Genomic DNA, 19576 nt, shown 5'->3' with positions numbered 1-19576 from the left:
CGGAGGGTTACACGGCGGGAACGTCCGCTGTTACGCCGCTGTTATGCCCTCTTCGGCACGCTGAGCGCATGCGTGTGCTGATCGTGGAGGACCACAGGGAACTGGCCGAGACGGTGGCCACGGGCCTGCGCCGGGACGGCATGGCGGTCGATCTCGCCTTCGACGGCGAACAGGCCCTGGAAGAGGCGGCCGTGCACGACTACGACGTGATCGTGCTCGACCGCGACCTGCCCCGGGTGCACGGCGACACGGTCTGCGCGGAGCTGGCCAGGAACGGGGCGCGGGCGCGGGTCCTCATGCTCACCGCCGCGTCCACCATCGCCGACCGCGTCGACGGGCTCGGCCTGGGCGCGGACGACTATCTCGCGAAGCCGTTCGCCTTCGCCGAGCTGATCGCGCGCGTACGGGCGCTGGCGCGGCGCACTCAGCCCGCCGTGCCGCCCGTCCTCACCCGGGGCGACCTCAGCGTGATCCCCGCGCAGCGGGTGGCCCGGCGCGGCGGGCGGCGGCTCGACCTGTCGCCGAAGGAACTGGCCGTGCTGGAGCTGCTGCTGGCCGCGCAGGGCGCCGTCGTCTCCTCCGAGGAGCTGCTGGAGCGCGCCTGGGACCAGGCCGCCGACCCGTTCACCAACACGGTGAAGGTCACCGTCAGCAGGCTCCGCCGCAAGCTGGGCGAGCCGCCCGTGATCGAGACGGTGCCCCATGCGGGCTACCGCATCTGAGCCCGCGCCCGCGCCGCCGGAACCGGGGGCGCGGGGCCGGGGGGCGCCGGGACCCCGGGTGTGGCACCGCTGGTCGGCGCGGATGCGGCTCACGCTGCTCTACGGGTCCCTCTTCCTCGTCTCCGGCATGGCCCTGCTGGGCTTCACGTACTTCCTGGTCGCCCGCAGCCCGGCGAACAAGGCCACCAAGATCTCCGCACGCCGCCCCGGCGAGGGCTCCGGAGGAGGCGTCGGCGGAAGCCCCGGCGGGGGAGACGTGCCGGGGGCGACGGACATACCGACGGACGCGTTCCTCGGCCAGATCCAGCACATCGCGACCGAGCAGCACCACGCCGCGCTGCGCTCCCTGCTGACCCAGTCCGGCATCGCGCTCGCCTGCATGACGGCGCTCTCGGTGGCGCTGGGCTGGCTCGTCGCCGGACGCGTGCTGCGGCCCGTACGGCTCATGGCGGACAAGGCCCGCAGCATCTCCGAGCGCAACCTCCACGAGCGGCTGGCGGTCTCCGGGCCCGCCGACGAACTGAAGGACCTCGGCGACACGTTCGACGGCCTGCTGGCCCGTCTCGACGCGGCGTTCGAGGCCCAGCGCCGCTTCGTCGCCAACGCCTCGCACGAGCTGCGCACCCCCCTCACCCTCCAGCGCGCCACGATCGAGGTCGCCCTCGCCGAACCCGACCCCGACGTCCGGGCGCTGCGCGAGGTCTGCGGGCGCGTCCTGGCGGCGGGGGAGAGCCAGGAGCGGCTCATCGAGGCCCTCCTCACGCTGGCCAGCGGCGAGCGGGGCCTCGACCTGGACCGCCGCGCGCCGCTCGACCTCGCCGAGGTCACCGGCGAGGTGCTGCGGGGCCTGGCGCCCGGCCCCGCCGTGGGTACGGGCCTGGCCCGTGCTCGTACGTACGGGGACGCGGACCTCGTCGCACGGCTCGCCGCCAACCTCGTCGAGAACGCCCGCCGGTACACCCCGCCGGACGGCTGGATCCACGTGCATACGGGGACCTCGGAGGGGAATGCCCTGCTCCACGTCGCGAACAGCGGTCCGGCCATTCCGGCCCAGCGGATCCCGGCCCTCTTCCAACCGTTCCAGCGACTGGACGAGTCCCGCGCCGCCGCCCCCGAGGGGCATGGACTGGGCCTCTCCATCGTCGCGGCGATAGCCCGGGCCCACGGGGCGCGGGTCCGGGCGGTGCCGGGGCCTGAGGGTGGGCTCGCGGTGACGGTCGCGTTCTCTCGTACGGCTGACTAAGGGGGTGCCCCTGGCGGGTGCGTTGTCGGCTGCGGCCCGCGTCGTGGCCGGGCGCGCAGTTCCCCGCGCCCCTTTGGGGCCTGCTTCCCTTGCGCGGGGTGCGCCCCGTGCTCGGTCCCTCCTCTCCGGGCCGGAGAAATTCGGTTGCGCGGAGGAGCGGGGTGGGGAGGATGGGGGGCCGTCTCGCGTTTCCGCGAGGCCCACCCGACGTCCACCCTCAGGAGTGCCCCCGCGATGCGCCGAAGCCTCGGAACTTCCCAGCTCACCAGCCGGACGACAGTTTTCGAGGACACGGCCTCCCATGCACTCCAGCCCTTCCACCACCCTGAACATCGGGATCCTCGCGCACGTTGACGCGGGGAAGACCAGCCTCACCGAGCGGCTCCTCTTCGACACGGGCGTCATCGACCGCCTCGGCAGCGTCGACGCGGGCGACACCCGTACGGACACGGGGGAGATCGAGCGGCAGCGCGGCATCACCATCCGCTCCGCCGTCGCCTCCTTCACCGTGGGCGACGTCCAGGTCAACCTGATCGACACCCCCGGCCACTCGGACTTCATCGCCGAGGTCGAGCGCGCCCTGGAGGTGCTCGACGGCGCCGTCCTGCTGCTCTCCTCCGTGGAGGGCGTCCAGGCGCAGACCCGTGTGCTGATGCGGACACTGCGCAGGATGCGGCTGCCCACCCTGCTCTTCCTCAACAAGATCGACCGCGCGGGCGCCCGCGACGACGCGCTCCTGGCCGAGATCCGCCGCCGGCTGACGCCGTGCCCGGTGCCGCTGACCGAGGTGCACGATGTGGGGACGCCCGGGGCGCGCGCCGTCCCGCTGCCGCTCGACGGCCGTACGGCGGAGGCGCTGGCCGAGGCCGACGACGAGGTGCTCGCGCGCGTCGTCGACGGGCCGCCGCCCGGCGCGGACGAGCTGCGCGCCGCGCTCGCCGCCCGTACCGCAGACGGCTCGGCGCATCCCGTCCTGCAGGGCTCCGCGCTCAGCGGCGAGGGCGTGGGCGCGCTCGTCGAGGCGCTCACCCGGCTCGTCCCGCGTGGGCCGGGCGTTCCGGGCGTCCCGGGCGACGCCTCGGCTCCGCCGCGCGGCACGGTCTTCGCGGTGCGGCCCGAGGGCGCGTATCTGCGGCTGTACGAGGGCGAGGTGGCGCCCCGGCGGCGCCTGGCCTTCCTGCGCCGGGAGCCCGACGGGCGGACGAGCCGGGTGCCGGGCCGCGTCACCGCGCTGGACGTCGTCGGGGGCCCGGGCGACGGCGCTGCGCGGACACTGCGCGCGGGCGGCATCGGCGTGCTGCGCGGGGTGCCCGGCCTCCGCGTCGGGGACCGGCTGGGCGAACCCGGCGACCGTGCCGCGCGCTTCGCGCCGCCCACCCTGGAGACCGTCGTCACCCCGAAGGACCCGGAGCAGGGGGCGCGGCTGCGCGCCGCGCTGCTCTCGCTCGCCGCGCAGGACCCGCTGATCCACGCGCGGCCCGCGCCGGGCGGCGGCACCTCGCTGCTTCTGTACGGCGAGGTGCAGAAGCAGGTCCTCGCCGCCACGCTCGCCGACGCGCACGGCATCGAGGCCGCGTTCGCGCCCAGCCGCACGGTCTGCCTGGAACGCCCCTCCGGCACGGGCGAGGCGTACGAGGAGATCCAGCGCCACGACCATACGGGGCTGTGGGCGACGGTCGGGCTGCGCGTCGGACCGGGGGTGCGCGGCACCGGCCGGGCCTTCGCGTACGAGACCGAACTCGGGGCGCTGCCCCGGGCGTTCCACCAGGCCATCGAGGACACGGTGCACGCCGCGCTCGACGAGGGCCCGCACGGCTGGCCGGTGACCGACTGCCGGGTGACGCTCGTACGGTCGGGCTACGCCTCCCCGGTGAGCACCGCGGGCGACTTCCGCGGCGTCACCCGGCGCGTCCTCGCCCGCGCCCTGGCCCGCGCGGGCACCCGCGTCCACGAGCCCTGCCACGCCTTCGAGGCCGAGATCCCCCTCGACGCGCTCGCGCCCGTCACCTCCCGCCTCACCGCGCTCGGCGCGGAGCTGACGGACACGGCGGGCGGCGAGACGCACTGGATCCTCACGGGCTCGCTCCCCTCCCGGCGCGTACGGGACGCGGAACTCGCCCTCCCGGGCCTCACGCGCGGCGAGGGGGTCTGGCTCTCCCACCCCTCGGGCGACCGCCCGGTACGGGCGGGGGAGGAGCCCTGAACCGGGACAGGGCCGCCCGTCAGCGGCGGCGCGCCGTGAAGACCGGGTCCGTCGGGGTCATGATGCGCTGGACGTCCGGCTTCGGGGGGTGCGGGCCGGGCAGGCCGAGGTCGAGACCGGCCGTCAACTGGGCCAGTACGGTCTCCAGTTCGGCGCGCGCCAGCCGGGCCCCCACGCACATGCGGGGGCCCGCCCCGAAGGGGAGGAACGCCCCGCGTTCCGGGGTCAGGTCGCGCCAGCGCGCCGGGCGGAAGACGTCGGGGTCCTCGTAGCAGTCCGCCGTGCGGTGGATGACGTACGGGGAGACCATGACGGCGCAGTCGGCGGGCAGCCGCCACTCGCCGCAGCTCTGCTCGCCGCGCGCGTTGCGGAACAGCAGCCAGGTGGGCGGCCACAGCCGCAGCGACTCGTCGAGGACGTGGCGCACCTCGTCGGGCGCCTCGTCGTCGCGGCCGAGGGCCCGTACGGCCTCGGCGGTCTCCCCGGCGACGTCCGGATGGCGGGCCAGCTCGGTCATCGACCAGGACAGGGCCGCCGCCGGGACGCCGTAGGAGGCGATGCCGTTGGAGACGAGCATGCGGACCAGCAGCTCGTGCGGCGTCCCGGCCGCGACCAGCTTGTCGACCAGGCCTCCGGTGCCGGGGGCCGCGACGGCCTCGCGGATGCCGTCCACGAGGCGGCGTCTGGCCCGGTGCGCGCGGGCGTAGCGCGGCATCACCTTGCGGACGGGCGCGGGGAACCGGAAGGGGCTCGCCACGATCGGCAGGAGGGCCTTGAGCAGCGTGCTCACCGCGTCGGAGATCTGCGGCACGGTGCGGGTGCCGAACCAGAAGCGGACGAAGGAGCGCCCCATCATGCGCTCCAGATCGTCGACAGCGGTACGGACCTCGCCCTGCCGGGCCCAGCGGGCGGCGAGTTCGCGGGTCTGTTCCGCGAGCCACCGCCGGTGGTCGGTGAACAGATCGGTGGCCATGGCGGCCTGCATGCGCCGCCGCCCGTCCATCCACTCTTCGAGGACCGGATCCCCTTTCCGGGTCTCCATGTCCTCCAGCATGAGGTTGGCGGCGGTCAGGAAGTCCGTGTTGGTGCGCCGCAGCACGTCGTGGGCGGCTTCCGGGTCGGTCACGAGCACGGTGCCGGGGGAGAGTTCGACCACCGGGCCGTGCCGCTCGACGGCCGTGCGCAGATGGGTGAGGCGGTCGCGCTCGTACGCCTCCACCATGCGGGCGGGTGAGTGGCCGGTCGACGGGGGCCGCCGTGTCCGCTGTGCGCCGTCCGCTTCCGCCTCGGTGTTCGTGCCGCCGCTCATACGTCGCCTCTCCCGTTCCGCTCCCGTTCCGCCCGGCGCAGATCGTCGGGCCGGCCCGCGCGCGAACCAGCCCGACGGCAAAGAGGTCCTACGTCACTTCTTCTCGGCCCAGGGCCACGGGTAGTACCCGCTGACGCCCTTCTGAACGAAGCCGAGCTTGTGCGCGATGGCGAAGTACGTGCGCTTGGCCATGACAAACCTCCTTATCCGTTGCCCTTTTGGGGCAGATGAGAGGGACGGTGAGAGTCTTGCCCAAAGGCATACGTGCGGTCAACACTGCGTTCTGAAACGGAAGTTGAGCACGGGAAGTCATGCCTGGAAGGGGTTCCATGAATTGGATCACCGGCGCCACGTTGATCAGAACCGTCGACGAGGTACTCCCGGACGGCGAGGCGGACCGGCTCAGAAACGCCGTGGAAAGGGCCACGGAACCCGAGCGGCTCGACGGGGCGAGTTCGTACCACACGACATTCTGGTACGCGAAGGAGAGCGCGCCCGGGAATGCCGTGGAGAAAGTGATCGACGCCGCTCTCCGGCCCCTCGTCCCGGCTTCCGTGGAGGCCGGCCTGGCGGGCACCGAATGGTGGCTGGGCCGGCTCGCCCCGCCCTACAGCGCCAATTTCGCCTTCGGCGCGCACCACGACGTGGGCCGGAATCCCGCCACCGGCGAGTTCGAGAACCCGCTGCTGAGCAGCGTCTTCTATCTGACCTCGGTCGACGACGGCGCGCTGACGGTCTTCACCGGAGAGCCGGACCTCGCGGCGCCCGACCGGGAATTCGTCTTTCCCCGGGCCAATATGTTCGCCATGTTCCCGGGCACGCGGTGGCACGCCGTCGCGAGCCGTGAGGACGTGCTGGGGAAGGACGCCCCGCATCCCCCGGGCGGGGCCGACGGCGGGCTACGGCTGACGGTCACCGTCAACTGGTGGCATTTCCGGCCCGAATCCCACGCCGCCGGCCCCATGCGCCAGATCGCGGGCGACTACACGGGGGAGATCTACCCGGAGCTGCGGGAGGAGCCGGTCAGTGCCGGGCCGGGCCCCGCCAGACCGTCGTGACGTTGCAGAACGCGCGGATGCCCTCGGCGGCCAGCTCGCGGCCGTAGCCGGAGCGCTTGACGCCGCCGAAGGGGAGGGCCGGGTGGGAGGCGGTCATGCCGTTGACGAAGACGCCGCCCGCCTCCAGGTCGCGGACGCAGCGCTCGACATCGGACTCGTCGTGTGTCCAGAGGTTCGAACTCAGCCCGAAGGGCGTGTCGTTGGCCAGCTCCACCGCCGCGTCCAGGTCCGGGACCCGGTAGAGCGTGGCGACCGGGCCGAACGCCTCCTCGCGATGGATGCGCATCGTGTCGGTCACGTCGGTCAGCACGGTCGGCGCGTAGTACCAGCCGTGGTCGAAGCCCTCGGGACGCTGCGCGCCGCACAGCGGTTCGGCGCCCTTGCGCAGCGCGTCGTCGACCAGCTCCTCCAGGTCGGCGCGGCCCTGCTCGCTGGAGAGCGGGCCCACGTCCGTGGAGTCCTCCATCGGGTCGCCGACGCGCAGCGCCCGCATCCCGTCGGTGAACTTCCCGGCGAACTCCTCGTAGACGTCCTCGTGGACGATGAACCGCTTGGCGGCGATGCACGACTGGCCGTTGTTCTGCACCCGCGCCGTGACCGCCGTACGGGCCGCCGCGTCGACGTCGGCCGAGGGCATGACGAGGTACGGGTCGCTGCCGCCCAGCTCCAGGACGGTCGGCTTGATCTCGTCCCCGGCGATGGACGCCACCGACCGGCCCGCGGGTTCGCTTCCCGTCAGGGTGGCGGCGACCACGCGGTCGTCGCGCAGGATGCCCTCGATCGCGCCGGAGGGCACGAGCAGCGTCTGGAAGCAGCCCTCGGGGAAGCCCGCCGAGCGGAACAGGTCCTCCAGATACAGCGCGGTCTGCGGCACGTTCGAGGCGTGCTTGAGCAGGCCCACGTTGCCCGCCATCAGCGCGGGCGCGGCGAACCGCACGACCTGCCACAGCGGGAAGTTCCACGGCATCACCGCGAGCACCGGGCCCAGCGGCCGGTAGTGGACCTTCGCGGACTCGGCGCCCGAGTCCCGTACGTCGTCCTCGTCGGGACGCTCGTCGGCGAGCAGCCGCTCGGCGTGCGCGGCGTACCAGCGCATCGCCTTCACGCACTTCGCCGCCTCGGCCTTCGCGGCGGCGAGGGGCTTGCCCATCTCGGTGGTCATGGTGCGCGCGATGTCGTCGGCCTCGCGCTCCAGCTTGTCCGCGGCCGCGTTCAGCAGCCGCGCCCGCTCCTCGAAGCCGGTCGTGCGGTAGGTGCGGAACGCCGCGTCGGCGGCGGCGAGGCGCCGTTCGATCTCCTCGTCGGAGAGGGGGTCGAACGTGCGCAGCGTCTTGCCGTCCGCGGGGTTCACCGTGGCGATGGGCATGGCGGAACCTCCAGTAGCTGATTGCGGGTCGCGGGTCGCGGGTCGCGGGTCGCGGGTTGCCGGGCCGCGCGGGTCGCGCGTGGTCAGGGCTCGTAACGGGTCGGGGGATACGGCCGCCTGCCGCGCCGGGCCTTCAACTGGTCGGGTCCCAGCTCGTCCCCGGCGCGGCCGGACGGGGCCGCGTCCGCGGCGGGCGGCACCTGGTCGCGGGCCCGGCCCGCGGGACCGAGGCCCGCGGCGGCGCGCTCGGCCTCGGCCCTGCGGGCCAGCGCGTCGTCGTCGGGCCGCAGCGGCATGCCGCCGTGCTCGCTCCGTACGTTCGGGTCGTGGGGCTGCTGCGGGCGGCGCTCGCCGTGCGCCCCGCGTTCCCTCGTCCCCCCGCGTTCCCTCTTCTCCCTGTGTTCGTGCTTCGACATCGTTCCGCTCCTCGGATCTGTGATGCCGTCGGCGGCGCCCGCGCCGGGCGCGGACCCGGGCCGTCACATGGGGATCGGCGCGAACCGCAGGACCCCGGCGACGCCGTCCTCGACGCCCGTCCCGGCGGGGACCAGGGCGAACGACGCGTCGGTCCGTGCCGCCGACCGCAGCAGTTCCCCCTCGTTCTTCGCCGCGGCGCCGTCCTCGAACAGCAGCGTCTCCAGCGCGCCCACCTCGACGGCGTGCAGCGTGCCGGTGTGGCCGCTGACCCCGCGCTCGTGCGCCAGGCCCTCGGACAGCCGCGCCGCGGCGTCCTCCGCTGTACGGGCGCTGTGCTCGCCCGCGATCCGCAGGACCTCGTCGCAGAGCGCCTCCCAGGAGCCCGGCTCGTCGCCGCCCCTGCCGGTCTCCACCAGCAGTTCGCCGGCCTCGGCGGGAAGCCGCTCGCGCAGCGCCGTGCGGCCCTGGACCGCGCCCGCGAGGACCAGCACGTCCGGCGCGAACCGGTGCAGGTGCTCGCCGACGGCCTCGGCGGCCTCCTTCGCGTTCTGCGCGACGGCCTCGTCGGCGCGGCGCTGGATACGGCGGTGCGACAGCCCGCCCTCCCGCACATGGTGCGGGCTCTCCACGGCGCTGCCCTCGACGCTCCCGCGCGCCAGCTCCGCCGGCTCGTGCTCCTCGGCGACCACCAGGTGGTGCAGGCGCGCGGACTCCTGGTCGGCGACGACCAGCAGCACGCGCACCGCGCGGGCCGCCTCGCGGACGAACGGGCCGAGCACCGGCAGCGGGTCCCAGTGCGCCGCGTCGCCCCGGCCGAGCGCCGCGTCCCAGGCGGCGTCGAAGGCGACCGTGCCGTCCGCCGTGGTCACCAGCGTCCGGCCGGAGGTCTGCTCCTCGCCGGGACGCGTACGGGAGAGGGCCTCCTCGGCGGCGTCCAGCGCCGCGACGGGGGCGCGCTCGCGCTCCAGCCGCTCGCGCAGCGCCCGCCAGCGGAGCCGGGTCTGCTTCTCCGCGTCCTCGCCGGGCGAGCGTCCTTCCAGATACACGGTGGCGAAGGGGCCCTCGCGGGCGTAGACGCGTTTCAGTGCGCTCAAGTCCATGACCTGCCCCAATCCATACGGGTCGTTCGGGCCCGCCCCCTCGGGGGCGGCGGTCACACCCCCCAGTGTCCCGGCCCCGCGCGGCCCGCGCCACGCCGGGACACCATGACCTCGTCCCGCCCGGTTACCCGATAGTGCCCCGCTGAACCAGGGGGCTACGGTGTGTGCGGTCATACCTACGGCGAGGAGGGGCGGGGATGGAAACGGGCGGGATCGACAGCTCGGTGCCGCACTCGGCGCGCATCTGGAACCACTGGCTCGGCGGCCGGGACAACTACGCGGTGGACCGCCTCGTCGGCGACGAGATCGCCGCCGCCAACCCCCACATCGTCGACATCGCCCGCGTCCAGCGCGCGTTCCTCTGCCGCGCGGTGCGCTGCCTCGCGGAGGAGCACGGCGTACGGCAGTTCCTCGACGTCGGCACGGGCCTGCCCACCGTCGACAACACCCACGAGGTCGCCCAGCGCGTCGCGCCCGACGCGCGGATCGTCTACGTCGACCACGACCCTCTCGTCCTGACCCACGCCCGTGCCCTGCTGACCAGCACGCCCGAGGGCGTCACCCAGTATCTGGAAGCCGATCTGCGGGCCCCGGAGGCGATCCTGGAGGGCGCGGCGGGGACGCTGGACCTCGCGGAGCCCGTCGCGCTGATCCTCCTCGGCATCACCGCGCACATCACCGACGACAGCGCGTACGACCTGGTGGGACGGCTCCTCGCCCCGCTGGCCCCGGGCAGCTTCCTGGTGCTGTGCGACGACACGGAGGTCGTGGACCCGGCGGCGATGCGCGAGATGATCCGGCAGTGGAACGAGGCGGGCGACAACCCGCGCGTCAACCGTTCCCCCGCCGAACTCGCCCGTTTCTTCGACGGCTTGGAGATGCTGGACCCCGGCCTCGTCTCCGTCTCCCGCTGGCGCCCGGAGCCTTCGCCCTTCGGGGAACCGCCGCTGATAGACGACTTCGGGGCGGTGGCCCGCAAGCCGTAGGAGCTCCCGCGTGCCTTGCCCTCGGCCTCGGTGCTTCGTGCCGTTCCCGGTGGGCTGTTGAGGGGGTGCCCCTTGCGGTGCGTTGCAGGGTGCGGGTCTCGCCGTGGTTTGTCGCGCAGTTCCCCGCGCCCCTAGGCGGAGCCTGTGTGGCGCGGCATCCAGAGCAGGGCCGTCAGCGATGACAGGGCCACCGTCGCGCCCGAGACCAGGAACGCGAGCTGGTAGCCGCCCGCGCCGCCCACGCCGTCCGCGAGTGTCGAGAGCAGGGCGATGCCGAGGGCCGTGGCGACCTGCCGGGTGGTGTTGAGGAGGCCCGAGGCGAGGCCGGTCAGGGAGGGATCGACGCCGCCCGTGGCCGCGACCGTCAGCGGCGTGAACGTGAAGCCGGCGCCCAGGCCGAAGACCACCGACGGCAGCGCGATGTCCGGGACGAACGCGCTGTGCGCGTCGGCCAGGGCGAGCCAGAGGAAGCCCGCCGCCGTGACCGCCGTCCCGGCGACCGCCGCGCGGCGCGGGCCCCAGCGCGGGGTGAGCCGCCCGGCCGCCTGCGCGCCGAGCATCACCGCGAACGCGGCGGGCAGGAAGGCGAATCCGGCCTGTGTGGGGCTGTAGCGCAGGATCCGCTGGAGGTAGAGCGCGAGCAGCACGGGGCTGGCCAGATACGCGACGCCGAGCCCGAAGATGACCACGTTCGCGCTGCTCACCGCGCGGTACGTGAAGATCCGCAGCGGCATCAGCGGGGACCGCGTCCAGCGCCCCTGGTGCAGCACGAAGACGGCGAGCAGCACCACGGCCCCCGCGAGGGCGCCCAGGGCCGTGCCGAGCGCGCCGGGCGTACGGACCGTGACCACGCCGTAGACGAGCGCCGCGAGCCCGGCCGTCACGAGCAGCGCCCCGACGACGTCCACCGGGCGGCGCGGACCGGATCCGGCACCCGGGGCGCGCCTCGGCAGCACCGCCCAGCCGCCGAGGGCCACCGCGAGGCCGACCGGGACCTTCACCCAGAACACCCAGCGCCAGCCGAGCGCGTCGGTGAGGATCCCGCCCGCGACCGTCCCGGCGGCGGCGCCGACCGCGCCGACCATGCTCCACAGCCCCAGCGCCCGGGTGCGCCGCACGGGATCCGCGTACGCCTGGTGGACGACGGTGAGCGTGGCGGGCATCAGCAGCGCGCCGCCGACGCCCTGGACCGCGCGGGCCACGACGAGCTGCGCGGGGTCCCCGGCGGCGCCCGACCAGAGGTTCGCGAGGGTGAAGACCGCGAGCCCCGAGACGAGCACGGCGCGGGTCCCGTACAGGTCGGCGAGGCGCCCGCCGAGGAGGAGGAAGCCCGCGAAGGTGAGGGTGTACGCGTTCACCACCCAGCCCAGCGCGCCCCCGGCGAGGCCGAGTTCGGCCCCGATGGCGGGGAGGGCGACGGAGACGATCGTCGCGTCGAGGACGACGAGGAACATCGCCCCGCACGCCAGCAGGAGCAGCAGCCCGGGCGGCGCCGAAGAGGAGACGCCCCCGGCGGCCCCGCGCCGAACGCGCTCGGCCCCTGTCCTCGTTCCCGTCGCTTCCGCGGGCACGGCACACCTCTCTCCCGGTCTCGGACACGCTCGGAGCACGAGCGAAGTAAGGTGAGCCTAACTCAATAGAGACCGGTGGTCACTGCCGCGCCCGGGTAAAGTCCGGGTCATGTCTGGTCCCGGCAAACGCCCCGGTCCGCCCGCGCGGCTGAGCCGCGAGGCGATCGTCGAGGCGGCGCTCGCCTCCGGCGATCTGGAGTCCCTCTCGATGCGGGAGCTGGCCGGGCGCCTGGGTGTGGCGCACTCGGCGCTCTACCGCTGGGTGAAGGGCCGCGAGGGCGTCATCGACCTGATCAGCGAGACGATGATCGACCGCATCGTCCCCGGGGACCCGCCCACCCCGGAGAACTGGCGCGAGTGGCTGGCCCGGCTCTCCTGGGCCGCGCACGACGAGTTCCTCGCCTGCCCCGGCTACGCGACCCGGGTGTCCCGCCCCCACCGCCACACCCGGGGCTTCGGGAAGATGCGGGACGCCGTCGTCTCCGCGTTCGCCGCGGGCGGCGCGGAGCCGGAGGCCGCCGAGCAGAGCTGGTACGTCTTCGGGACCTCGCTCGTCACCTGGCTCGGCGCCCAGGAGCAGCGGCTGCTCGGCGACGCGCCGGTCCGCTTCGACGTCTTCCTCGACACGATGCTGCGCGGCCTGCCCGCCGCGGAGGCCCCCACGTACGGAGCCCGCCCCGCCCGGGTGCCGGGCGGGACGGGCTCCTCGCGTGACGTACGTCCCGCGCGTGACGCGGGGGTCAGCGGAAGGTGATCCGGTTCGCCTCGGGACGGGCGAGCGGCCGCGTCGGCGAGGTGTTCTTCTTGAGGTAGTCCACGAACGCCCCCAGGTCGCGCCCGGAGTTCACCCGCTCGGTGCCCTCGCGCAGCGTCGGGAAGCCGTTGCCGCCCTGGGCCAGGAAGTCGTTCACCGTGACCCGGTACTTCCCGTTCGGGTCCACCGGCTTCCCCTTGACGCGCACCGTGCCGTCCAGCAGCCGGGCGGCGCCCTTGCGGGAGAGGTCCGCCTCGTAGCGCAGCGCGTCGGAGAGCTGGAGCACCTGCGGGTACGTCGAGTTCTCGTTCTCGCCCGAGAACTGCTCGCGCAGCACCTGGACGAGCTGCTCACCGGTGAGCGTCATGGTGACCAGGGGGTTGTCGAAGGGCTGCACCTGGAAGGCCTCGCCGTACGTCACGACCCCGTCGCCCTCCTGCCCCGAGGCCTTGTGGACCAGGTCGGCGCGCATGCCGCCCCAGTTGAGCAGCGCGAGATCGGCCCCCGCCCCGCGCGTGGCCTCCACCTGGCCGTCGGTGAGCACGTCGCCGAGCGGCGTCTCCAGCGCGTCCGAGCCGCGCCCCGGGATGTCCGCGGCGACATGGCCGACCGGCTCGTTCGCCAGCTTCGCCGAGCGGTCGCGCCACTTCTCCACCACCCGCGAGACGGCCGGGTGCGCCGGGGTGTCGCGGGTGACGACATGGTTGCGGGCCGAGACGGAACGGCGGACGACCTCGCCCTCCCGGTCCAGCGAGAGCCGCAGATCGGTGTACGTCCGGCCGAACGACGCGGCCTGCGTGACCTTGCGGGGCTGCCCCGCCGGGTCCTTCACCGTGCACACGTACGGCTCGTGCGAGTGCCCGCTGACGAAGAGGTCCACCTTCGGGCTGGCCTTGCTCGCGATGCCCTTGATCCGGCCCGTCAGTTCGCTGGCCGGGCCCTTCGCGTCGCAGTCCGCGTCGTACTCCTTGCCCGCGCGGTCGCCGCCCTCGTGCAGCAGCGTGACGACGGCCTTGACGCCCCTGCGGTCGAGGGCCTCCGCGTAACGGTCGATGGTGCGGACCTCGTCCTCGAAGGAGAGGTCCTCGGTCATCGAGCGGGACACGGCGCTCGGGGTGTCCTTCGTCGTGAGGCCGATGAAGCCGATCCGCTCGCCGTTCGGCAGCTTCTTCACCCAGTACGGCGGCAGCAGCGGCTTGTCCGCCGGGTCCTTCTTCCGGTGCACGTTCGCCGCGAGATACGGGAAGGACGTGCCGTCGTACCGCTTCCCCTCCACCGCGCAGCCGTCCTTGGGGTGGCAGCCGCCGCGCCGCATGCGCAGCAGCTCGTCCGGGCCCTCGTCGAACTCGTGGTTGCCGACGGAGGACACGTCGAGCCCCATCGTCTCCAGCGCCTCGACGGTCGGCTCGTCGTGGAACGCCGCCGACAGCAGCGGGCTGCCGCCGATCATGTCCCCGGCGGCGACCGTCAGGGACTGCGTGGCGCGGGACTTCGCGCGCGCGTCGGCGCGCGAGCGGTCGAGCAGCGTGGCGAGCCGCGGCACGCCGCCGGCCTGCACCGTCTCCGGCTTGCCGTCGGACCCGGTGCGGGTGACGCTGCCCGCGGGGCCCTCCACCGCGTCGAGATTGCCGTGCAGGTCGTTGACGGCGAGGAGTTGGACGGGCGTCGCCCGGCCGTCGCCCGGCGCGGCGGATGCCGCGGGCGCGGCGGGCGACGCCGCGGCCGGGGTGAGGGCGGGGACGAGAGCGAACGCCGCGCCGATCCCGAGGGCGGCGAGGCCGCGCCGGGAACGGGGGCGTGGTGAGGCTCCGTGCACGGGAGTCCTTTCACGGTCGACAGAAGAGTGCGGGCGGAGCGTACGGAGAAATCGCCCGCCGACCGCACCTGCGACCGTCGAAAGCCCCGAGATCCACTCGCAGGAGTGGATCCCGGACCACGCCTCACGCCTTGCGGGCGACCCCCGCGTAGAACGACGACTCGGCCGGGGTCAGCACCGCCGATTCCGGGCCGGGCCGCCACTCGTGCGGCATCACCAGGCCCGGCTCGATCAGCTCGAAGTCCCCGAAGAACCGCCGCACCTGATCCCCGTCGCGCACCTGCGTCCGCATCCCCCGCTCGTGGTACACGCGCACGGCCCGCTCCATCGCCTCCGCGTCGAAGTCCGCGGTGCAGTGGGAGAGGGCCAGGAATCTCCCGGGCGGCAACGCGTCCCGCAGCCGCTCGACGATCTCGTACGGCGATGCTCCCGGCGGGCCGCTTGACGTTCTGTACGGGGGCGTCGTCCACGTACCGCGAGGGTTGGTGCCGGGTAGGGGCTGCCCCTGTACGTGGATCGCGGGCTCTGCCTACATGGTGGCTGGGCGCGCAGTTCCCCGCGCCCCTTCGGGGCGCAATCCCTGTGCTTTGCGGGGCGCCCGCACACCTCGGCGACACGCGTGCGTGACGCGCGCGGTCGGCAGTACCGAGAGCAGGTCGGTGCCCGCCGCCTCGTCGACCGCGAACCAGGTCTTGCCGCCCAGCAGGAAGTCGTAGACCCGGGCGCCGTGCGGGCGGCCGGTGTCTATACGGGGGCGGGGCCGGAACTCGTCATCGTGCGCCTTCGGCCGAGGCCGTCGGCGTGGACGGCGGGGTGAGCAGGAAGTCGGCCTGGCCGTCCTTCACGGCCTCGATGAACGCGGCGAAGCCGTCCAGCGGGCAGATCAGGGCCGGGCTCGCCGCGTCGGCGGACTGACGCAGCGCCACCCGGCGCCCCGGCAGCCTCTTGACCTCCAGACAGGTGCCGCCGTTGGGCCCGCTCCAGGGCTTGTGCCAGCCCGTACGGCCGAGGGCCTCGGCGGGCATGCCGTTCGTCACGTGCGGCGTCATGCGTTCTCGTACTCCTTGCGCAGGTGGTGCAGCCATTGCCGGAGGTCCGGCAGGGCCTCGGACGCCATTGCCGCCATGGTGGTGTGGGCGTCCAGATACGGCTCGATGTCGGACCGCTCCTGGAAGTACTGGGCGCTGGAGAGGCTCTCGACGTAGACCGTGTCGGGGATCTCCGGCTCCGCGAACCGGAGATAGCTGTAGTGCCCGCCCGTGCCCGGGTGCGGGCCGACGGAGAAGGGGACGACGCGCAGCGCGACATGCTCGCGGTCCATGGCGTCCAGCAGCGCGTCGATCTGCCGCCGCATCACCTCGGGCCCGCCGACCACGCGGCGCAGCGCCGTCTCGTCGAGGACCAGCCACAGCGTGGGCGGGTTCTCGCGCTCCAGGACCCGCTGCCGCCGCAGCCGCAGCTCCACGCGCCGGTCGAGCTGCTCCTCCGACTCGTGCGGGAAGCCGACGCGGAGCGTCGCCCGCGCGTACTCCTCGGTCTGCACGAGCCCCGACACGTAGTGCGGCTCGTACGCGGCGATCATCCGCGCCTCGGTCTCCAGGCTCAGATAGACCCCGAACCAGTCGGGCAGCGCCTCCCGGAACGCGTTCCACCACCCCGGCTCCTCGGCCTGCTTGGCGAGCCGGACGAACTCCTCGATCTCGTCGTCCGAGGCCTCGTAGTGGCGCAGCAGCTCCTTCAGATAGAGCGTGCGCAGGCTCGTCTTGGCGCCCTCCATCCGCCATACGGTCGCGAAGCTCACGTCGAGCGCCTCGGCGGCCTCCTCCTGCGACACCCCCGCCTGCTCGCGCCGCTCCCGCAGACGCTTGGCGAGGACCATGCGCAGCACGGACGGAGTGCTGCCGGGACCGGACTGGACCGGACGCCCCACGAGAACGTCACCTCCCTGACTGTCACTCAAAGCCCAGAGTGTGCCAGGGAATTGATGACGACGACAGGGTGAAGATCGCCGAGTGAAAATTTCACGCCACCCAGTTGGCTCTACCCTTCGCCGGGGGCCGGCCGGATGGTGGCCGGGGCCGGTTCCCGGGAGCCTGGTGGCTCATGACCAGGACCATGACCAGGACCATCAGCGTGGGCAGGGCCGCGGTCGCCGGGGCGCTCGCCGTCGCCGCCGCGTTCGCCGTCCTTCCGGGCCCCGCCGCGCGCGCCGACGCGCCCCCTGACCGTTCCCTCCAGCGCTTCACCGAGCAGAACCCGCGCTGGGAGAAGTGCGGGCACAAAGAACTCGACGAGGCCGGTGCCCGCTGCGCCACCATCGAGGTGCCGCTCGACTACCGCGACCCGGACGGCCGCACCCTCACCCTCGGCTTCTCCCGCATCAAGGCCAAGGACACCGCGCACCGCATCGGCCTCCTGATGCACAACTCCGGCGGCCCCGGCGGCATCTCCCTCGACATGCCGCTCATGGACGAGCCCGCGATGGGCGAGAAGCTCGCCGCCCGCTTCGACCTGATCGGCATGGACCCGCGCGGCGTCGGCCGCAGCAGCCCGCTGCGCTGCCGCACCAGCGGCCACTGGCTGCGCTCGGCCGGGTACGACGGGGCCGGATTCCGCGCCCACGCCCGCACCCAGCGCGAACTCGTACGGAGCTGCCAGCGCGTCTACGGCCGCGAGGTGCCGTACCTGCGGCACTTCACCACCCGCAACACCGCCCGCGACATGGACGTGCTGCGTGCCGTGCTGGGGGAGCGGAAGACCTCGTACTTCGGGATCTCGTACGGCACCTACCTCGGTGCCGCCTACGCGCGCATGTTCCCCTCGCGCGTCGACCGGCTGCTGCTCGACAGCGCGATAGACCCGCGCAGGTGGCACGTCCAGGCCTTCCGCGACCCGGACGTCGCGAACGAGGAGATGCTGGGCGCCTGGTCGGCGTGGACCGCGCGCCGTCATGCTGAGTACGGCCTCGGCCGTACGGCCGCGAAGGTGCGCGCCACCGTCGAGGGCATCGCCCGGCAGGCCGCGCGCGAGCCGTTCCGGGTCGGCCCGTACACCGCCGACGGCCAGAAGGTGCCGCTCGCCCTGGCCACGCTTCTCTCCGACGACCGCGAGTTCGCGAACGCCGCGAAGAACGTACGTCTGCTGTACGACGCCGCGCGCGGGCGGGACGTCGAGCCGACGGAGGACCTGCGGTACGCGTTCGGGCCGCCGGACGAGGAGTCCGACATCCAGAACTCCCTCCAGCTCGCCCTCATCTGCGGCGACGGCGCCGCGCCGCGCGACCTGTCCTGGTACCGGCGCAACGTCGAGGAGAGCAGGGGCCGCGCCCCGCTCTTCGGGCCCGTCTTCAACGCGACGAGCCCGTGTGCCTTTTGGCCGAACGAGCCGGTCGAGCGGCCGGTGCGGGCCGGGAACGATGTGCCGGGCCTCATCGTCCAGGCCACGGGTGACCCCCGCACGACCTACGCCAACGGCGTCGGCCTCCACCATGCGATGCCGCGCTCCCGCCTCCTCACGCTCGACGCCCGCGTCCACGGTGTCTACGGGCTGTACGGCAACGCGTGCGTCGACCACCATGTCAATGCCTACCTGGCCACAGGCCGCCTCCCCTCGACAAACCCCTCCTGCGAGAAGGACTGACGGGTACGTCTGCTTCTCTCTCCCCCCGCGAAGCTTGGGAAGTCTGCGCGCCCCCGACGGAGCAGGCCTCTGCTTCTCGCCTCCGCGAAGCTTGGGAAGTCTGCCACTGGGGGTACCCCCTGCTCGAAGAGCTCGGGGGAGCAGGGTTGGCAAGCGCAGCCCTCTTCGCCGGGTGCGCGCGCTAGGGGGCCGCGCAGGGGCTGCCCCGCTGTGTGCTTCGCGGGCTGCGGGCGCGTCGTGGCCGGTCGCGCAGTTCCCCGCGCCCCTAAAGGGGCAAGCCCCAAAGCCCTGCACCGCGCGCCCGCGCCCGCGCGGCGGAGCCGCACATTGAAGACAGCCCCGCGCCCCTGGAGGGGCAGGCCCCGGAGTCTTGTCGCCGCGCGCCCGCGCGACTAACGGGGCGCCTTCTCATCCGGAGGAGTTCGTTCAGCCGAGGTGCGCCGGGATGTGGACGGACTCCGCTGCGGCGAGCCGCTCCAGCGCGGAGGCCGTCGCGCCGGGGCTCGCCGGGAGGAGGGGGAGCCGGACCGCCGGGGTAGGGATGAGACCCCGCGCGTGGAGTACGGCCTTGGCCACCGCAGGATTCGGCTCGGCGAACAGCGCGGCGGCGAGCGGCGTGAGGAGGCGGCCCGCCGCCCGCGCCCGTACGGCGTCGCCGTCCCGCCACGCGGCGGCCAGCCCGGCCCACAGCCCGGTGCACAGGTGCGCGGAGGCGAGGATGCCGCCCGCCGCGCCGAGCGCCATCATCGGCGAGGCGTACAGATCGTCGCCGCCCAGCACCGTGAAGTCCGGCGGCGGATCGGCCAGCAGGTCCACGCTCGTCGCGTCGAGCGAGCCGACGGCGCGCTTGGTCCCGGCCACCATGGGCAGCGCGGCGAGCCGCCGCAGCGTGGCGGGGGCGAGGGCGAGCCCGGTGCGGTACGGGATGTCGTACACGAGCAGCGGCACCGGGCTGTGCGCGGACAGGTGGGTGAAGTGGGCGACGACGCCGTCCTGCGACGGCCGCGTGTACGGCGGCACGGGCACCAGCGCGAACCCCGCCTCCGGCGTGGACTCCCGCAGCGCGCGCAGCTCCTCCGCCGTGCCCCGCGTGTCGTTCGACCCGACGCCGACCGTGAGCGTGGCGCCGCGCTCGCGGCACACCTCGGCGCACACCTCGACGACCGCGCGCCGCTCGGCGGCGGACAGCACGGACGGCTCGCCCGTGGTGCCGAGCGCCACCAGGCCGGCCGCGCCCGCGTCGAGGAGGGAGCGCGCGAGGGCGGCGAGCGCGTCCACGGCCACGCGGTCGTCGTCGGTGAACGGGGTGATGAGGGGGACGTGGATGCCTTCGGGAGGCCCCAGCGGTGCCGAAGTCGTCATACGGGAAGCGTGCCGCCGCCCGCTGTCCGG

18 protein-coding genes are annotated in these 19576 nt (G+C 73.9%); 7 read left to right on the top strand and 11 right to left on the bottom strand.

Annotated features, from left to right (window positions below; all coding sequences use genetic code 11):
* Positions 1–68: 68 nt before the first annotated feature.
* From ABD343_RS18875 to otr(A), 3 genes are all read left to right on the top strand, one after another.
* Positions 69–722 (top strand): response regulator transcription factor, encoded by a 654-nt coding sequence (locus tag ABD343_RS18875; RefSeq protein ID WP_344529643.1) that lies wholly within the window; start codon positions 69–71, stop codon positions 720–722.
* A gap of 58 nt (positions 723–780) precedes the next feature.
* The gene (locus ABD343_RS18870) at positions 781–1965 is read left to right on the top strand and encodes a sensor histidine kinase (RefSeq protein WP_344529641.1); all 1185 of its coding nucleotides are present in this window, start codon (positions 781–783) and stop codon (positions 1963–1965) included.
* A 301-nt stretch (positions 1966–2266) separates the two neighbouring features.
* On the top strand, positions 2267–4168 hold the full coding sequence (gene otr(A) / locus ABD343_RS18865) for a tetracycline resistance ribosomal protection protein Otr(A) (RefSeq protein ID WP_344529639.1): 1902 nt from the start codon (positions 2267–2269) through the stop codon (positions 4166–4168).
* Between the two features lie 19 nt (positions 4169–4187).
* Here otr(A) and ABD343_RS18860 read toward each other — a convergent pair whose 3' ends face one another.
* Positions 4188–5477 (bottom strand): cytochrome P450, encoded by a 1290-nt coding sequence (locus ABD343_RS18860; RefSeq protein WP_344529637.1) that lies wholly within the window; start codon positions 5475–5477, stop codon positions 4188–4190.
* A gap of 329 nt (positions 5478–5806) precedes the next feature.
* On the opposite strand from ABD343_RS18860, the gene ABD343_RS18855 reads away from it, so the two are divergent.
* Positions 5807–6535, top strand: a complete 729-nt coding sequence (locus ABD343_RS18855; RefSeq protein WP_344529635.1) for a 2OG-Fe(II) oxygenase family protein — start codon at positions 5807–5809, stop codon at positions 6533–6535.
* Here ABD343_RS18855 and ABD343_RS18850 read toward each other — a convergent pair.
* From ABD343_RS18850 to ABD343_RS18840, 3 genes are all read right to left on the bottom strand, one after another.
* Positions 6501–7901, bottom strand: a complete 1401-nt coding sequence (locus tag ABD343_RS18850; RefSeq protein ID WP_344529633.1) for an NADP-dependent succinic semialdehyde dehydrogenase — start codon at positions 7899–7901, stop codon at positions 6501–6503. The two genes, ABD343_RS18855 and ABD343_RS18850, sit on opposite strands and share 35 nt — an antisense overlap.
* 83 nt (positions 7902–7984) lie before the next feature.
* Positions 7985–8317 carry a DEAD/DEAH box helicase gene (locus tag ABD343_RS18845; protein ID WP_344529631.1) on the bottom strand — a complete coding sequence of 111 codons (333 nt, stop codon included), beginning with the start codon at positions 8315–8317 and terminating at the stop codon, positions 7985–7987.
* Between the two features lie 63 nt (positions 8318–8380).
* On the bottom strand, positions 8381–9418 hold the full coding sequence (locus ABD343_RS18840; RefSeq protein ID WP_344529629.1) for a baeRF2 domain-containing protein: 1038 nt from the start codon (positions 9416–9418) through the stop codon (positions 8381–8383).
* A 197-nt stretch (positions 9419–9615) separates the two neighbouring features.
* On the opposite strand from ABD343_RS18840, the gene ABD343_RS18835 reads away from it, so the two are divergent.
* Positions 9616–10404 carry an SAM-dependent methyltransferase gene (locus ABD343_RS18835; RefSeq protein ID WP_344529627.1) on the top strand — a complete coding sequence of 263 codons (789 nt, stop codon included), beginning with the start codon at positions 9616–9618 and terminating at the stop codon, positions 10402–10404.
* A gap of 131 nt (positions 10405–10535) precedes the next feature.
* On the opposite strand, the gene ABD343_RS18830 is transcribed toward ABD343_RS18835, so the two are convergent.
* Positions 10536–11975, bottom strand: coding sequence for a DHA2 family efflux MFS transporter permease subunit (locus tag ABD343_RS18830; protein WP_344529625.1), 1440 nt, complete (start codon positions 11973–11975; stop codon positions 10536–10538).
* 109 nt (positions 11976–12084) lie between these two features.
* On the opposite strand from ABD343_RS18830, the gene ABD343_RS18825 reads away from it, so the two are divergent.
* On the top strand, positions 12085–12729 hold the full coding sequence (locus tag ABD343_RS18825; RefSeq protein ID WP_344529623.1) for a TetR family transcriptional regulator: 645 nt from the start codon (positions 12085–12087) through the stop codon (positions 12727–12729).
* Here the strand turns inward: ABD343_RS18825 and ABD343_RS18820 are convergent.
* The 5 genes from ABD343_RS18820 to ABD343_RS18800 form a co-directional block, all read right to left on the bottom strand.
* Positions 12716–14545, bottom strand: coding sequence for a bifunctional metallophosphatase/5'-nucleotidase (locus ABD343_RS18820; protein ID WP_344529621.1), 1830 nt, complete (start codon positions 14543–14545; stop codon positions 12716–12718). The two genes, ABD343_RS18825 and ABD343_RS18820, sit on opposite strands and share 14 nt — an antisense overlap.
* Before the next feature lie 124 nt (positions 14546–14669).
* Complete coding sequence (locus ABD343_RS18815; protein ID WP_344529970.1) at positions 14670–14957, bottom strand: SAM-dependent methyltransferase; 288 nt, start codon at positions 14955–14957, stop codon at positions 14670–14672.
* 117 nt (positions 14958–15074) lie between these two features.
* Positions 15075–15248 (bottom strand): hypothetical protein, encoded by a 174-nt coding sequence (locus tag ABD343_RS18810; protein WP_425578225.1) that lies wholly within the window; start codon positions 15246–15248, stop codon positions 15075–15077.
* A gap of 67 nt (positions 15249–15315) precedes the next feature.
* A complete protein-coding gene (locus tag ABD343_RS18805; RefSeq protein ID WP_344529619.1) occupies positions 15316–15594 on the bottom strand; it encodes a DUF397 domain-containing protein in 279 nt (92 codons plus the stop codon).
* Entirely contained in the window at positions 15591–16424 is an 834-nt protein-coding gene (locus ABD343_RS18800) for a helix-turn-helix domain-containing protein (protein WP_344529966.1), read from the bottom strand. The genes ABD343_RS18805 and ABD343_RS18800 overlap by 4 nt, the downstream gene beginning before the upstream one ends.
* Before the next feature lie 224 nt (positions 16425–16648).
* Between ABD343_RS18800 and ABD343_RS18795 the strand changes: the two genes are divergently transcribed.
* Entirely contained in the window at positions 16649–18184 is a 1536-nt protein-coding gene (locus ABD343_RS18795; protein ID WP_344529617.1) for an alpha/beta hydrolase, read from the top strand.
* A 426-nt stretch (positions 18185–18610) separates the two neighbouring features.
* On the opposite strand, the gene ABD343_RS18790 is transcribed toward ABD343_RS18795, so the two are convergent.
* Positions 18611–19546: a dihydrodipicolinate synthase family protein gene (locus ABD343_RS18790; protein ID WP_344529615.1), complete on the bottom strand. Its 936-nt coding sequence runs from the start codon at positions 19544–19546 to the stop codon at positions 18611–18613.
* Positions 19547–19576 lie beyond the last annotated feature (30 nt).

It is taken from the genome of Streptomyces albiaxialis (assembly GCF_039530985.1).
GTDB classification, from domain to species: Bacteria; Actinomycetota; Actinomycetes; order Streptomycetales; family Streptomycetaceae; genus Streptomyces; species Streptomyces albiaxialis.
This window is presented reverse-complemented; position numbering and strand designations above follow the sequence as displayed.